The following is a 14,842-nucleotide window of genomic DNA, read 5'->3' as shown; positions in this document are numbered from 1 at the left end:
GCTGGAAAAACCCCTCGCCAACACCGCTCTGAAGGAACGACTGTGCTCGTGACGCTTTGAAAACAGCTTCTAACGGACATTGGCGCCTAAAAAGGCAGGCTGATTCTACGGCAAAAAAAAATTAAAGGTAAGTCAGTGTTTATTGGACTTTGGTGGTGGCCGTCGGCAAAGAGCCACCGAGCGCTTTGGCCCCGAACTTTGAGGGGTGATGAATATTCGACAAAGGGCTACCATGCCGGCCTGTTTTGCTTTTTCGCGTTTTGCCTATTATGCCCAATCAGACCATCAAGACGCCCTGCGTCGGCCTTTGCTCCACTGTCTACGGTGACCTGGTGTGCCGTGGCTGCAAGCGGTTCCATCACGAAGTGATTCACTGGAACGGCTACAACGAGGAAGAAAAGCGCGCGGTGTGGCTGCGTCTGGAGCAGTTGCTGTCCCAGGTAATGGCCGCCAAAGTGGAAGTTTTCGACCCGGTGCTGCTCAGAATGCAGCTGGAACAACGCAAGATTCGCTTCGTGCCCCATCAGTCGGAATATTGCTGGGCTTATCAATTGATCGCCCGGGGCGCGCGGGTCATCAACAATCTGGAAGCCTACGGCATGGTGTTGTTGCCGGAATTCCGCGACTGGAACCTGCCGGAACTGCGCGATGCCATTGATCGGGAATTTTTCCTGCTGTCCGAGGCGCATTACCAGCGCTACATCGCGCCGGGGTTTCTGAAAGACGCCTTTGGCGGCTAAGAGCATCGCGAGCAGGCTCGCTCCCACAGGGGATTTGTAGCGACACAGATCCAATGTGGGAGCGAGCCTGCTCGCGATGACGTCCGAATCGACACCAAAGAACTCAACGCCTGTCGATCAACTCATCAATATGATCCGCCACTTCCGCCGGCTTAAGCACCAACACATCGCTTTCCACCTTATCCAGCACCACTTCCGCCGTATTGCCAATCAATGCCCCTGACAGCCCGGACCGCGCCACGGTGCCGATCACGGTCACGGCCGCCTGCAGCTTGTGCACCAGGAACGGAATCAGCACATCCGCCGGTCCTTCCTCGATATGCAGGTGTTGATCGTCGATATCGAACTCTGCCTGGAATGCCCTGCACTGATCGCGATAACGCTCAGCGATGGTTTCGCTCAGTTGAAGCGTCGGGTCGGCGGCCGACAGCATCGGCGACGGATGGGCGCTGATGACGTGCAAATGAGCCTTGGCGAGGCTGGCGATGTCGTAGCCATGGTCGATGATGGTGTTGTGCAGGTGACGGTGTTCAAGGTCGGTGTTGCCGACATCGACGGCTGCCAGAATCACCTTGTCTTTCCACGAGCCTGCCGTTTTGACCAACAGTACCGGGGTTGGACAGGCCCGCAGCAGTTTCCAGTCTTCCGGAGTGAGCAGGGCTTTTTTCAAGGGGTTATCGGGGAAGTGCTGCTTGACCACCAGCCCGCAGCCTTCAGCCTGCTGCACATCGACGATGGTTTTATGCTGGCTGTCATTCCAGGCCTGCTCGGTGGTGACGCTGTAACCATCTTCAAGCAAGGCGGACTTGAGCACGCTCAGCATGCCGCTGTGATCATGCTTGGGGTCGCAGACCAGCAGGTGCAAATGCGCCTGGGTCACGCCGGCAATCAACTTGGCCCGTTTGAGCGCCAGGCTTTCCGAGTGCTGGGGTTCGATGACCACCAGGATGCTGCGAATGGCTTGCATGATCGGGATCTCCTGAAATTAAAAATGCACGGCGTTGCACAACTATAGTTGCTGCCCGGCATTCGGGGACTTGATGCATATCAACGGTTGGCGTCTGGTGGTCTGCGGGCAGGCCGGTATAATCGGCGCCCTTCGTTTTGAACCTTTTATCCGTGAGCCCCATGATCCTTCCCGAAATTCACGAGTTCCTTGGCTGCCGCACCCCCGACGGCTGGGTCCAAGCCGCGCTGGCCGATCAGGAAACCCTGCTGATCGACCACAAGAACTGCGAATTCAAAGCCGCCAGCACGGCATTGAGCCTGATCGCCAAGTACCATTCCCACGTTGACCTGATCAATTTGATGTCGCGCCTGGCCCGGGAAGAGCTGGTGCACCACGAACAGGTCATGCGTTTGATGAAGCGGCGCAAGATCGAACTGCGCCAGCTGTCCGCCGGGCGCTACGCCTCGGGGTTGCGCAAGGTTGTGCGCAGCCATGAGCCGGTGAAGCTGGTGGACACGCTGGTGGTGGGCGCTTTCATCGAGGCCCGCAGTTGCGAGCGTTTCGAGGCGCTGGTGCCGCATCTGGATGAAGAGTTGGGCAAGTTCTATTTCGGTCTGCTCAAGAGCGAGGCCAGGCATTTCCAGGGTTACTTGAAGCTGGCCTATCAGTACGGGGACGCGAAGGACATCGCCCAGGTGATCGACAAGGTTCGCGCCGCCGAGCAGGAACTGATCGAATCACCGGATGTGGAATTCCGCTTCCACAGCGGCATACCCGCCGCCGCATAACCCCTGTAGGAGCGAGCCTGCTCGCGAAGAACTCAAGCGCGGCGCGTGCATTCAGACAGCGCGCGTTATCGTTGACGTCCATCGCGAGCAGGCTCGCTCCTACAGGGCTTTTTGGTTCAGGCGTTCAGCTTAGAAATCCCACTTGGTGGTGAGCATCACGTTGCGCGGTTCGCCGTAATACGTGGTGTCGAAGTTACCCAGGCCCGTCAGGTAGCGTTTGTCGAAGACGTTGTTGGCGTTGACGGTGAAGCTCAGGTGCTCGTTGTATTCGTAGCGGCTCATCAGGTCGACGAGGGTGTAGCCACCTTGTTTGATGCTCGTGTAGTCGCCCACGGTCGGGCTGTAGATCTTGCCGTAGAACGCGCTCTGCCAGCTGATGCCGCCACCGACGGTCACTTGATCCAGTGCGCCCGGCAGGCGGTAGGTGGTGAAGGTGCGAACGACGTGTTCCGGTTTGGTGGTCGACAACGGGTAGCCGTAGATCCGCTGTTCGTCGGCGTCCCGGGTGCGGGCGTAGGTGTAGCCGGCCGACACGTTCCAGCCATCGGCCACTTCCCCGGCCAGTTCCAGTTCCACACCTTTGGTGGTTGCACCGTCGACGGCTTTGTAGATGCCTTCGTTGGTGACCGGGTTAGTGCCGATCGACTCGGCGACGTTGTCTTGCTCGATGCGGAAGAAGGCCAGGCTGGCGTTCAGGCGACCGTCGAAGTAAGCGCCTTTCAGGCCGGCCTCGTAGCTGTCGCCTTCGACCGGTGCCAGGGTTGAGCCCGCCGCATCCTTGTAGGTTTGCGGCTGGTAGATGCTGGTGTAGCTGGCGTACACCGAATAGGTGTCGTCCAGGTCATAGACCACACCGGCGTAAGGCGTGACCACGCCATGTTCCTTGTAACTGGCGTGAGTGTCATCGAGTCCCGCACCCGGATAATACGAATAGTCTTCGTTGTACTTGAACGTGCTCAGACGGCTGCCGAGGATGATCGACAGGTCGTCGGTCGCGTGCAGGCGCGTGGCCAGGTACAGGCCGTTCTGGCTTTGGGTGCGCTCGTACTTGCCGTTTTTCGGGAAGTCCTGCTCCGGCAAGTCGCCGTTCCAGTCGTAGATGCTGCCCGGGACCATTTCGAAGGCGCTAGTGTCGTAGGTCGAGCCGGTCTGGCGTGAGTGGGACGCCATGAAACCGGCTACCAACTCATGTTCACGGCCACCGAGGCTGAATGGACCGGTGACGTTCACATCCGCAGTGTTCTGCACGCGATGACCTTCCCAGCGACCCCAGTAGAGGAACATGCCTTCGCCGGTGGCGCGGTCCGGGTTGCCGCCGCTGGCCGAGGCCAGGCGCGTGTCGTGATCGGTGGTTTTCTGATCGAGGCTGGCCTTGAACTTCCAGTCGTTGGCGAGGGCCTGTTCGAGGGACGCGAAGTAAGTGATGTCGTCGAAATCGCGACGGCTCCAGTCGGCACCTGGGTTGAAGTGACGCGAGAAATCGGTACGGCCGCCGTCCGAGAAATACACCGGGTTGCCGGTCCAGGACGAACCTCGCGGCGTGGCGCTTGATTTGTCGATGCCGAACGTCAGCAGGGTGTCGGGCGTCAGGTCGGCTTCGAGGACACCATAGAACAGGTCTTTTTTCTGGCTGTAATGATCCTGGTAGGAATTCTTGTCGGAGTAAGCGCCGACGAAGCGCCCACGCACGCTGCCTGTATCGTTCAGCGAACCGGAAATATCGCCGACGCCGCGATAGGCGTCCCACGAACCGACGGTGCCGCTGATCGACGCCTTGAATTCCTTGGTCGGCTTCTTGCGGATCAGGTTGACGGTCGCGGACGGATCGCCCGAGCCGGTCATCAGGCCGGTAGCGCCCTTGACGATTTCGATGCGGTCCAGGCTGGACGCGTCGTCGCCGTTGTTGGGGTTTTCACCGTACACGCCGTCATAAGGAATGTTGACGCCGTCGTACTGGAAATTGGTGATGGCAAACCCACGGGCGGAAAACTCGGTGCGATCACTGTCGTACTTCTGCGTCGAAATGCCGGGGGTGTTGCGCAGTGCGTCGCCGATGCTCTGTACGCCGCGATCGTCCAACTGCTGTCGGGTAATGACCGTCACCGATTGTGGCGTTTCGCGGATCGACAGCGGCAGGCCGGTGGCCGAAGACGTCGAGCCGGTGGTGTAGGAGCGGGTGCCTTCGGTGGTAGCGCCCAGTGCCTGGCCGGAAATGGTCGTCGTGCCCAGTTGCAGGACGCCGTCGTCCTTGGCCGGTTTTTTCTCGGCGGTGGTTTCAGCAGCGTGGGCAGCGGGGGCGAGGCTCAGCAGGGCGGCGGGCAGGGCCAGCGCCAGAGGGCACAAGGCAAAACGAAAACGGGCGGCAAGCTGGTGCGACATGGGGATCCCTTTGCGTCGAATCGGTCGGTAGTTGAAGTGCTTCTGAGGGGTTAACCGAACCAAAAACGCAAAGGGGAACTGCCGCGTGAAAAAAGTTGATAATTATTCTCAGCAAATCAGGCCGAGGCGCTCATGCCACACCTCGCCCAACACAGACCGTCAGGGCTATTCGACGGGCACCAGAATCGCGTCGCCCGTCGCCACCAGTTTCAACTGATCACCGGTTTGCGCGAACAACTCGGCGTGGGCGAATACCTGCTTCTTGCCGGCCCTCACCACGCGACCCCGGGCGATGAAGACTTCACCGACGGCGGGCGAAAGGCAATTGACCGAAAAGTGCGACGCCAGCACGTTGCCGGCGACCGTTCCGGCGGCAAAACCGCAGGCGGTATCGAGCATCGCGCCAATCAGGCCGGCATGCAGGAACCCGGCGTATTGCGCCATGTCGGCTTCGCGAAACGCCAGGGTGAGCTCGGCTTCGCCACTTTCGGCGCGGGTGACTTCAAAGCCGGCCCAGCGGTTGAAGGCTGAGGTCGAGTTGATCTGTTTGAGTGTGTTGAGCATGACGAATCCCTCCGATTGAGGCATCAACATGCGCCGGGAGGTGGTGGGTGTCATCGACCATAAGAGCGGGTGATAGGCAGGCGGATTTGTGGTGAATGGGCTGGTCCCTTCGCTGGCAAGCCACCCACAGGTTTTTGGGGCTCCACAGAGGTCTTGTTCCGCACCGGTCATTGTAGGAGCTGGCGTTCAACCGGGCGTTGGTCAGGGCGTTCAGTCGGTTGAACTCTGGATTGTGATCGACCGTGGATGATGTGTTGAATGTGCCGACGTCATCGCTAGCAGGCTAGCTCCCACATTTGAAATGCAATCCCCTGTGGGAGCTAGCCTGCTAGCGATGAGCTGTAGGAGCAAGTTTGCTTGCGATGAACGATAACGCGGTCTACCGACCAGGCACGCGCCACAAATACCATGCTGCCACCGTCCGATATGGACTCCACGCCAGGCCTATCTCCATCATCTGCTTGCGGGTCGGTTGCACCTCCAGCCCTTTGAGCCGCCGATAACCTTCGCGTACGCCGAAGTCATCGGCGGGCAGGATATCCGGTCGTTCCAGGCTGTAGATCAACAGCATTTCCACGGTCCAGCGACCCACGCCGCGCAAGGTGATCAGGCGTTCGATCAAGGCTTCATCGTCCATCGCCAGCGCCGTGGCGTAATCGGGAACGATGCCGTCCAGCGCGGCCTGAGCAATGCCCTGAATGGTCGCTATCTTGCTGGCGGAAAAGCCACAGCTGCGCAATTGATCGAAATCCGTGGCGACCAGTTGTTCCGGTCGTGGAAAACCCCCAGTACCCAACAAACCCACCAGCCGCCCGACAATCGCGTCGCCGGCCTTGGCGTGCAATTGTTGATAGGCAATCGCGCGCACCAGCGATTCATAAGGATCACGCGCCGGATGCGGTTGATGCAGGCACGGGCCGATAGCGTCGATGTGACGGCGCCAGTCGTCATCAAGGGAGGCCAGGAATTCACTGGCGGGCAAATAGGGGTCGAGGTTACCCATCAAGTCCTTCTTGATCGAATTTTCAGAACGCCAACTGACGTGTCATCTGTGTTTTCGCATGCTCAAGCCTGAGCAGGAACGCCTTGCGCGGTTGTCCGCCGCCATAACCGGTCAACGAACCGTCGGCGCCGATCACCCGATGGCAGGGCACCACAATCGACAGGCGATTATGTCCGTTGGCCAGGCCCACCGCGCGACTGGCGCCGGGTTTGCCGAGGAGCGCCGCGATGGCGCCGTAGGTGGTGGTCTGGCCGTAAGGGATTTTCGCCAGTTCGGCCCAGACCTGCCGGGAAAACTCGGAGCCGGGCATGTGCAAGGGCACACTGAACTCCATGAGATTGCCGGCGAAGTACGCCGCCAGTTGAACCTCGATCTTTTGCAAATGTGCGTTGTGCCCGGGGGCTACAGCGTAGCCATGGCGGTGCTGCAACGCTTCGATTTCACGGGTGAGGGCGGGCCGATCGAGAAACTCCAGCAACACCAGCCCACGGCGTTCGGCCATGGCGATCATCGGCCCCAGCGGCGTGGTCAGGCGCGTAAACAGCAGGGGCTCACTGTGGGCAGCACGCCCCGGCGTGGTGTGAAAGGATTTCTGGAACGCATCGCGAAAACCACTCAGGGATTCGTAGCCTGAGTCGAACGCGGCGCTGTCGATGGAATCGCCCTGTTTGATCCCGCCCAATGCCATGCCCAGGCGCCGGGTACGCAGCCAGGCGTGAAAGGTCATGCCGAAATGTTGCTTGAACCAGCGGCGCAGTTTCAGCGGTTCGATGCCTTGTGCCTGCAACTGGGCATCGGTCCAGCGCAGCTCGGGATCGGCGTCCACCGATGTGAGCAACGTTTGCACCCAGTCTGGTGCAATAGCGGCAGCATCCAGCGGCTTGCACCGCAGGCACGCGCGGTAGCCGGCCGACAGGCACTCGTCGGCATTGGCAAAAAATTCGACATTCTCCGGTTTCGGCTTGCGCGCCGTGCAACTGGGGCGACAGAAAATGCCGGTGGTCCTGACCGCCGTAAAGAACACCCCCTCGTAGGCGGTGTCTCGTTCGAGCATGGCGCGGACCATCTCGGCGTGGGGTGGAAGCAGCGTGTGTTGTAGGTTCATGGACGCAGCATAGAACGCGTCACGGTCGGCCTCCACCGGAAAATCGACAGAGAATTTCTTCTTTCAACTCAACTCCCCCTGTAGGAGCGAGCCTGCTCGCGATAGCGTCAAATCATTCGCTATTGAAGCGACTGACACGACGCGAAAATCAGGATCGCCTTGGTGGTTTGACCGAAACAGTCCTGGGCGCAAACCACCGTACAACCGGCTACTTGGCGAACTTCTTCGCCCCGGCGACACACAGGATCACCGCCACAGTAACGCCCAGCATGCCGAGGCTGACTTGTTCGTGCAGCAGGGTGGCGGCCAGTGTCAGGCCAAAGAACGGTTGCAACAGTTGCAGTTGCCCGACAGCCGCGATTCCGCCTTGTGCGAGCCCGCGATACCAGAATACAAACCCGATCAACATGCTGAACAGCGACACGTAACCCAGGCTGAACCACGCCGGCATACTGATACCGCTGAAGGACGCGGGCATGCGCATCCAGGTCAGCACCGCGACCAACGGCAACGACAACACCAGCGCCCAGCAAATCACCTGCCAGCCACCGAGGGTGCGGGACAGTTTTGCGCCTTCGGCATAGCCGAGCCCACAGGCCAGGATCGCCAACAACATCAAGAGGTCGCCCTCGGGTGAGGCGGTCAACCCTTGGGACAGGGCGTAACCCACCACCAGCAGACTGCCCAGCACCGAGAAAATCCAGAACGCCGGCCGTGGTCGCTCGCCACCGCGCAACACACCGAACACTGCTGTCGCCAACGGCAACAGACCGACGAAGACGATGGAATGCGCGGACGTCACGTATTGCAGTGCCAGCGCAGTCAGCAGGGGAAAACCGATCACCACGCCCAGGGCAACGATGGTCAGGGGCATGAGCTGATGGCGTGCGGGACGCTTCTCCTTGAACAACCACAGCAGACACAACGCCAGCATCGCGGCGATGGTGGCGCGGGCGACCGTCAGGAAAACCGGATCGAATTCCAGCACCGCCACCCGCGTCGCCGGCAGTGAACCGCTGAAGATCACCACACCGATCAGGCCATTGATCCAGCCGCGGGTGGCGTTGTCCGACGTGTGTTTTGGCAATTCCGAAGTCCGTTCCATTTCGCGCTCGCTCAGTGTTTTGATTGCATGAAATCCATCGTATGATCGGCTATCGATACAATCAAAAAATTGTCATGGATACATCTCGACATGCCGCGATCACGCTATAAAACCCTGGTGGACGCCTTTGCCGCCGACATCCGGTCGGGGCTTTTGCCGCCCGGTACACGGTTGCCAACGCATCGGCAATTGGCCACCGAACACGGGCTGGCGCTGGTGACCGCCAGCCGGGTGTATGCAGAGCTCGAGGGCATGGGGCTGGTCAGCGGCGAAACCGGGCGTGGGACTTTCGTGCGGGAGACGTCACTACCGCCTGGCCAGGGCATTTCGCAGTCCGTGGTGGCGGCGGGGATGATTGACCTCAACTTCAACTACCCGTCGTTACCGGGCCAGGCGGACCTGTTGCGCAATGCCCTGCGCCAATTGGCGTTATCCGGCGACCTCGAATCCCTCCTGCGCTATCAGCCCCACGCCGGCCGCTTGCACGAGCGGGCCTCGGTGGCGCGGCATCTGCTGGAGCGTGGGTTGAACGTACCGGCCGAGCAGGTGCTGATCGTCAGCGGCGCCCAGCATGGCCTGGCGGTGACGATGATGGCGTTGCTCAAACCCGGCGATGTGATAGCGGCCGATGCGTTGACCTATCCCGGTTTCAAGACGCTGGCCGAAACCCTGCACCTTGAAGTCTTGCCCATTCCGGTCACCGACAATGGGCCCGATTTGCCAGCGCTGGCAAAGCTCTGCCAGAGCCGATCGGTTCGGGCGGTCTACTCGATGCCGACCCTGCACAACCCGTTAGGCTGGGTGATGGACGTTGATCAGCGCAAACATTTGGTGGCGATTGCACGCGAACATGACTTGCTGATTATCGAGGATGCGGCCTACGCGTTTCTCGCCGAAGACGTGCCGCCACCCTTGGCCGAGATGGCGCCCGAAAGGACGGTGTACGTTTCAGGCCTATCCAAGAATGTCGCCACGGGACTGCGCGTCGGATTTGTGGCCGCGCCCGTCCAATGGATGGCGGCGTTCGAGCGCACGATCATGGCGACCACCTGGAACACCCCCGGCGTGATGACTGCGATTGTCACTGCCTGGCTCGACGACGGCACCGTCAGCCAGTTGGAGATGCAAAAGCGCGCCGATGCACAGGTTCGGCAAACCCTGGCCCGCGAGGTGCTGCAAGGACTCAAATACATCAGCCATCCTTCTTCGTACTTCATCTGGTTGCCGTTGGCCGAAGATGCGCGCGCCGATCAGGTCGCCATGGCACTGATGCGCGAGCAGGTGTCGGTGTCGCCGGCAGAACCCTTTGCGATCACGGCTCATGTGCCCCACGCGATACGCCTCGCGCTGGGGTCGGTGGACATGGATTCACTGCGCCAGGCGCTGGTGAAAGTGAAGAGAATCGTCAGTCTGTACACCTGATCTTCGCTGGTTAATCGGGGCAGGGCATTTTTCTTCAATACGGGGTTGCGGTGGGTCTTTACCTTCAGGCCTGGTTCAACTCAATGGAAGAAGGTGTGTGATGAGTTTGATGATATCGATGGCGGCGTTTGCGTTGGTCGCTTCAATCACGCCGGGGCCGGTGAACATTGTGGCGTTGAGCTCCGGGGCGCGGTTCGGCTTCAGGGCCAGCCAGCGTCATGTGGCCGGGGCGACGCTGGGGTTTGTCTTGCTGCTGGTGTTGATGGGGTTGGGGCTGCATGAGCTGTTGCAGTTGTGGCCGGCGCTGACGCAAGTGGTGCAATGGGCGGGCGTGGCGTTTCTGTTGTACATGGCCTACAAGCTGGCTGCCGACAATGGGCAGGTGGAGGCCAAGGATTCGGCGCGAGCCCCGTCGATGTTGTACGGCGCGGTCATGCAATGGCTCAACCCGAAAGCCTGGCTGGCTTGCGTGGCCGGTATGGGCGCGTTTGTTGCCGATGGCGAAGCGCGGCTGGTGTGGCAGTTCGCGGCGGTGTATCTGGTGATTTGTTATGCGTCGGTCGGTTGCTGGGCCTATGCCGGCACGTTCCTGCGCGGCTACTTGAACAATCCCGCGGGCATGCGCTTGTTCAACCGGGCGATGGCGTTGTTGTTGGTGGTGAGTGCGGTGTATTTGCTGTTGCCATAGGCGCGGCTTTTTGTGGCGAGGGAGCTTGCTCCCGCTGGGCTGCGAAGCGGCCCTCGCTTTTCTTCAATCCCATTGTGCAGGCAGGTTCAGCATTAGCCACAGGTTCGGTGTCAGGCACAGGTTCAGCATCAGCCACGGATTCAGCCGCGATACTGTCCCGGTGTCGCCGCCAGATGCTGTTTGAACGCCCGTTGAAAATGCGCCTGATCGGCAAACCCCGCTTCCAGCGCCACGTCGGCGATCAGTTTGCCGCTGCGCAATTGGTCTTGAGCGAACTGGATGCGGCGGTTGACCAGGAAGGCGTGGGGCGTCATGCCGAAATGCTGTTTGAACGCCCGGATCAGGTAAGACGGTGACAGCTGAGCAGCCGCGCAAATGTCTTCCAGCTTGAGCATGCGCGTGCAGTTGTCACGAATGTACTCGGCAGCGCGTTCCAGTTTGAAGTTGGGTTCGCGCAGCGGTTGCGCTACCGGGTTGAGCTGCAATTGCACTTCGCCGAAGAACTCCACCGCCAGGCTCTGTTTGCGCAAGACATCCTGTTGCGGATCGACCAGCACCTCATACAAGTCGTTGAGGCCTGCAAACAGACTGGCATCTCGCGTGTGGGTGACCGAAAACCGGCGAAACGCCAAGTCGTCACTGAACCCGAGCTGATGCTGCAGATCGGTCAGCCACGGCGTATCGACGTACAGCATTACGTAGGACCACGGCTGATCATCGATGGGATTACAGGCGTGGACGTCTCCCGGGTTCATCAACACGACGGTGCCGACGTCGACCGCAAACTCGGACTGCTCATGGATATAGGTGCTGCTGCCTGCGGTGATCGCACCGATGGAAAAGTGCTCGTGAGAATGCCGGGTGTAGCAGACCTCACGACCGTCGGCGATCGAGCGGGCTTCGATAAAGGGCAGGGCGTCATCGCGCCAGAAGCGTGGGGCCTTGTCAGCGTCTTTGGCGGCGGAATGCTTCATGCTCGGTCCTCGGCAGGTCAGCGCCTGAGTGTATTAGCTCTCGCCGTCAAAGGCTCGCTGCAACGCCGCGATATCGAGTTTTTTCATCTGCATCATCGCGGCCATGGCACGTTGGGATTTCTTCGTGTCGGGGTCTTTCATCATGTCCATCATGGCGACGGGCACGATCTGCCACGACAGCCCGAACTTGTCCTTGAGCCAGCCGCATTGCTGCGCTTCAGGCACGCCACCGGCCGACAGGTTGCCCCAGTAGTGGTCGACTTCATCCTGGGTCTGGCAATTGACCTGGAACGAAATCGCTTCGCTGAACTTGAACAGCGGCCCTCCGTTGAGTCCGGTGAAGCTCTGCCCGTCGAGTTCGAAGCTGACGGTCATGACCGAGCCTTCAGGGCGGCCGTGGAATTCAAACCCGGCTTTGCCATAGTGGGTCATGCCAGTGATTTTCGAATGATCGAAGATCGAGCAGTAGAACTTCGCGGCATCTTCGGCTTGATCGTCAAACCACAGGCAGGGCGTGAGTTTTTGAACGCGTTGCATGGCGGGCACTCCTAGGCAGGTTATGCAGGCTGGATTTAAAGCGTAGCCAGCCTGAGCCCGTTCGGCAGTACCGTAGATCGACCCGGGTTCAGAATTGCCAGCGGGTGGTCAGTTGCAGGGCGCGCGGTTCGCCGTAGAAACCGGTGCCAAAGTTGCCCAGCCCGGTGTAGTAGGTTTTGTCGAACAGGTTCTTCACGTTCAACGTGGTGCTCAGGTGTTCGTTGAAACGGTAGCGCGCCATCACGTCCACCAGCGCGTAACTGCGCTGGGTGATGGTCGAGTCCTGGCCGAAGTTGACGCTGTCGGCGGGGTTGGGCTGGAACACGTTGCCGAAGAACTCGCTTTGCCAGTTCACGCCGCCGCCGAGCGTGAGCGAGCTCCATCGCCCCGGCAGGCGATAGGTGCTGAACACCCGCACCAGTTGTTCCGGCGCTGTGGTTTGCAGGACCGAACCGTAGACGTAATCGCCGTGGGTATCGCGGGTATGGTTGTAGGTGTAGCCGGCCGAAATATTCCAGCCTTCGCTCAGCTCTCCCGCGAGTTCGACTTCGAAGCCCTTGGTGGTCGCACCCTGCACCGCACGGTACACCGACTCGGCGTCGACCCCGCTGACGTACTCGGCGATGTTGTCCTGCTCGACGCGATAGACCGCGAACCTGGCATTCAGGCGACCGCCGAAATAATCGGCCTTGATCCCCGCTTCGTAGCTGTTGCCTTGCACCGGATCGAGCAATTGCCGGTTGGCATCCTTGCTCATTTGCGGCTGATAGATGCTGGTGTAGCTGGAGTACAGCGAGTAGGTATCGTCGAGGTCGTAGACCAGCCCGGCGTAGGGCGTGACCACACCGCTCTGGCGATAGCTGTCGCGGATGTCGGCGGTGTCCGTGTCGCGGTAATCCAGATCATCGTGACCTTTGAAATCGCTGACCCGGGTGCCGAGGATCAGCGCCAGCTCGTCGCTGGGTTTGAGTCGGGTGGCCACGTAGAGGCCGGTCTGGCGCTGCTCAATGTCGTTGTCGCCCACCCGTGGAATATCCGGTTTTGCAAACTCGCCGTGCCAGTCGTAAATGCTGCTATTCAAGGGCGGATAAACCGAGCCGTAGACCGGGATGTCCTGGCGGGTGTTCATCGACATGAAGCCTGCGATCAGTTCATGTTCGCGACCGAGCAAAGTGAAAGGGCCGGTCAGGTTGATGTCGATATTGTCCTGAACCTGATCGCCTTCGAATTTGCCCATGTACATGAACATGCCGTCCCCGGTCACCGGGTCCGGATTGCCGCCGCTGGCGGAGGCGAGGAAGGTGTCGTGCTGGCGGTGCTTGCGGTCGTAACTGACCTTGAGTGCCCAGTCGTGGGCCAGATGCTGATCCACCGAGGCGAAGAATGTCTGGTTGTTGAAGTCGCGACGGCTCCAGTCCGTGGCCGGGTTGAACGAGCGGGAGAAATCGGTGCGCGAACCGTCGCTGTTGTACATCGGAAACCCCGTCCAGCTGGCACCGTGAGAGCGAGTGTTCTGTTGGTCGATGCCGAAAGTCAGCAACGTATCCGGCGTCAGGTCGGCTTCGAGAATGCCGTAGGCGATATCCTTGGTGTTCTGGTAGTGGTCGGCGTAAGCGCTGCGGTCCTGGTACACCCCGACAAAGCGTCCACGCAGATGACCGCTTTCGATCAGCGGACCCGTGATATCCGCTTCGCTGCGGTAGCTGTCCCAAGAGCCGACGGCAGCGCTGACCGAAGCGTGGAATGCCGGGGTCGGGCGCTTCCTGATCAGGTTGACCGTCGCCGACGGATCCCCCGAACCGGTCATCAGGCCGGTTGCACCTTTGATGATTTCGACGCGGTCGAAAATCGCCATGTCAGTGCTGGTGGTGCCGTAGTCGTAGACACCGTCGTAGTCGGTGTTGACGCCGTCGTACTGAAAGTTGGTGACCGGCAGGCCACGGCTGGAGAACTCCCAGCGTTCGCTGTCGTAGTTTTGCACGCTGATGCCGGGGACGCGGCGCAGGGCGTCGGCGATGCTGGTGGAGCCCTGGTCGTCCAGGAGTTGACGAGTGATGACCGTGACCGATTGCGGTGTTTCGCGCAGGGACAGGGGTAGACCCGTGGCCGTAGAGGTCGAACCGAGGGTGTAGGCATGTGAATCTTCGCTGATCGACCCCGGCGTTTGTCCGGAAATGCTCGTGGCGCCCAGTTCCAGCGGGCCTGTTGCAGCGGGCGCGGCGCGCAGCACGTAGCCGCCGTGTCCTTGGGCTTGTGCCTGAAGGCCGGTGCCTTGCAGCAGTTGATGCAAGGCTTGCTGCTCGCTGTAGTCACCCTTCAGGCCGGGGCTGCGCTTGCCGGCAGCCAGGTCGTTGTGTCCGGCGAGAAACACACCCGCCTGCTCGGCAAAGCGGTTGAGGGCGCTGACCAGGGAGCCGGCAGGGATCGCGTAATGGCGTTGTTGCGCGCTGGATTGTTCATTGCTCGATTGGGCGTCGGCCTGGACGTTTGGCGCCGCAAAACTCGCCACGCCGAACGCCAGGGCCAGCACCGACAGGTGCAAAGCGCAGGGGCGGCGAGTAGGGGGGAAGCGCGACATGAAGTTCCCG

The 14,842-nt window shown here is 60.4% G+C and carries 13 protein-coding genes; 4 read left to right on the top strand and 9 right to left on the bottom strand.

Going from position 1 to position 14,842, the window contains the following annotated elements:
- Positions 1-269 precede the first annotated feature (269 nt).
- A complete protein-coding gene (locus CKW19_RS22490; RefSeq protein ID WP_095059924.1) occupies positions 270-740 on the top strand; it encodes a DUF1289 domain-containing protein in 471 nt (156 codons plus the stop codon).
- A 103-nt stretch (positions 741-843) separates the two neighbouring features.
- Here the strand turns inward: CKW19_RS22490 and CKW19_RS22485 are convergent, their stop codons facing one another.
- Complete coding sequence (locus CKW19_RS22485) at positions 844-1,707, bottom strand: universal stress protein (RefSeq protein WP_095059923.1); 864 nt, start codon at positions 1,705-1,707, stop codon at positions 844-846.
- A gap of 161 nt (positions 1,708-1,868) precedes the next feature.
- Between CKW19_RS22485 and CKW19_RS22480 the strand changes: the two genes are divergently transcribed.
- Positions 1,869-2,477: a tRNA-(ms[2]io[6]A)-hydroxylase gene (locus tag CKW19_RS22480; protein WP_095059922.1), complete on the top strand. Its 609-nt coding sequence runs from the start codon at positions 1,869-1,871 to the stop codon at positions 2,475-2,477.
- Positions 2,478-2,606: 129 nt separating this feature from the next.
- Here CKW19_RS22480 and CKW19_RS22475 read toward each other — a convergent pair whose 3' ends face one another.
- From CKW19_RS22475 to CKW19_RS22455, 5 genes are all read right to left on the bottom strand, one after another.
- The gene (locus CKW19_RS22475) at positions 2,607-4,856 is read right to left on the bottom strand and encodes a TonB-dependent siderophore receptor (protein ID WP_095059921.1); all 2,250 of its coding nucleotides are present in this window, start codon (positions 4,854-4,856) and stop codon (positions 2,607-2,609) included.
- 165 nt (positions 4,857-5,021) lie between these two features.
- The gene (locus CKW19_RS22470) at positions 5,022-5,420 is read right to left on the bottom strand and encodes a PaaI family thioesterase (protein WP_095059920.1); all 399 of its coding nucleotides are present in this window, start codon (positions 5,418-5,420) and stop codon (positions 5,022-5,024) included.
- 379 nt (positions 5,421-5,799) lie between these two features.
- The gene (locus CKW19_RS22465) at positions 5,800-6,423 is read right to left on the bottom strand and encodes a DNA-3-methyladenine glycosylase (RefSeq protein WP_095059919.1); all 624 of its coding nucleotides are present in this window, start codon (positions 6,421-6,423) and stop codon (positions 5,800-5,802) included.
- A gap of 22 nt (positions 6,424-6,445) precedes the next feature.
- Complete coding sequence (locus CKW19_RS22460) at positions 6,446-7,528, bottom strand: bifunctional transcriptional activator/DNA repair enzyme AdaA (protein WP_095059938.1); 1,083 nt, start codon at positions 7,526-7,528, stop codon at positions 6,446-6,448.
- Positions 7,529-7,736: 208 nt separating this feature from the next.
- The gene (locus CKW19_RS22455) at positions 7,737-8,633 is read right to left on the bottom strand and encodes a DMT family transporter (RefSeq protein ID WP_095059918.1); all 897 of its coding nucleotides are present in this window, start codon (positions 8,631-8,633) and stop codon (positions 7,737-7,739) included.
- 90 nt (positions 8,634-8,723) lie between these two features.
- On the opposite strand from CKW19_RS22455, the gene CKW19_RS22450 reads away from it, so the two are divergent.
- Positions 8,724-10,055: a PLP-dependent aminotransferase family protein gene (locus CKW19_RS22450; RefSeq protein ID WP_095059917.1), complete on the top strand. Its 1,332-nt coding sequence runs from the start codon at positions 8,724-8,726 to the stop codon at positions 10,053-10,055.
- A gap of 100 nt (positions 10,056-10,155) precedes the next feature.
- On the top strand, positions 10,156-10,743 hold the full coding sequence (locus tag CKW19_RS22445; protein ID WP_095059916.1) for a LysE family translocator: 588 nt from the start codon (positions 10,156-10,158) through the stop codon (positions 10,741-10,743).
- Between the two features lie 140 nt (positions 10,744-10,883).
- Here the strand turns inward: CKW19_RS22445 and CKW19_RS22440 are convergent, their stop codons facing one another.
- The 3 genes from CKW19_RS22440 to CKW19_RS22430 all read right to left on the bottom strand — a co-directional run bounded on the left by CKW19_RS22440 (position 10,884) and on the right by CKW19_RS22430 (position 14,832).
- Positions 10,884-11,717: an AraC family transcriptional regulator gene (locus CKW19_RS22440; protein WP_095059915.1), complete on the bottom strand. Its 834-nt coding sequence runs from the start codon at positions 11,715-11,717 to the stop codon at positions 10,884-10,886.
- Between the two features lie 33 nt (positions 11,718-11,750).
- Complete coding sequence (locus CKW19_RS22435; RefSeq protein WP_095059914.1) at positions 11,751-12,254, bottom strand: VOC family protein; 504 nt, start codon at positions 12,252-12,254, stop codon at positions 11,751-11,753.
- 88 nt (positions 12,255-12,342) lie between these two features.
- Entirely contained in the window at positions 12,343-14,832 is a 2,490-nt protein-coding gene (locus tag CKW19_RS22430; RefSeq protein ID WP_095059913.1) for a TonB-dependent receptor, read from the bottom strand.
- Positions 14,833-14,842 lie beyond the last annotated feature (10 nt).

The organism is Pseudomonas sp. Irchel s3f7 (assembly GCF_900187615.1).
GTDB lineage: Bacteria > Pseudomonadota > Gammaproteobacteria > Pseudomonadales > Pseudomonadaceae > Aquipseudomonas.
This window is presented reverse-complemented; position numbering and strand designations above follow the sequence as displayed.